Origin of the sequence: Pseudomonas viridiflava, assembly GCF_900602065.1 — a bacterium.
Taxonomy (GTDB): domain Bacteria; phylum Pseudomonadota; class Gammaproteobacteria; order Pseudomonadales; family Pseudomonadaceae; genus Aquipseudomonas.
Genome location: NZ_UWFN01000372.1, coordinates 1 through 330, shown reverse-complemented (window position 1 = coordinate 330; position 330 = coordinate 1). Strand labels below are relative to the sequence as shown.

At 65.8% G+C, this 330-nt stretch carries 1 protein-coding gene; it reads right to left on the bottom strand.

Features of this window, described 5'->3' with window-relative positions; all coding sequences use genetic code 11:
• Nucleotides 1-330, bottom strand: a 330-nt coding sequence (locus EE949_RS29025) for an FGGY-family carbohydrate kinase (RefSeq protein WP_241152870.1), incomplete at both ends; no start/stop codon positions are given.

Here is a 330-nt window from a genome sequence, read left to right as displayed (position 1 = left end):
CACAGGTCCTGCAGGCTGTCGGGTTGACCCTTGGCCGTCGACCAGCACCACGCCGCCTGAATTGCCGCGCCCAGCGCAGCGGCTTCTGCCAAGCGTGTGCAGATCACTGGCGTATCCATGATGTCAGCCACGATCTGCCGCCATACCGGACTCTTCGAGCCGCCGCCGATCAGGCGGATGCTCTCGCTTTTGATGCCGCTGGCGCGCAGCAGATCAAGCCCGTAGCGCAGGCCGAACGTCGTGCCTTCCACCACTGCCCGACACAGGTTTCCCTGGCTCAGATTGGTGCTGTCCAGACCGCGAATGCTGCCGGTGGCGTCGGGCAGGGCG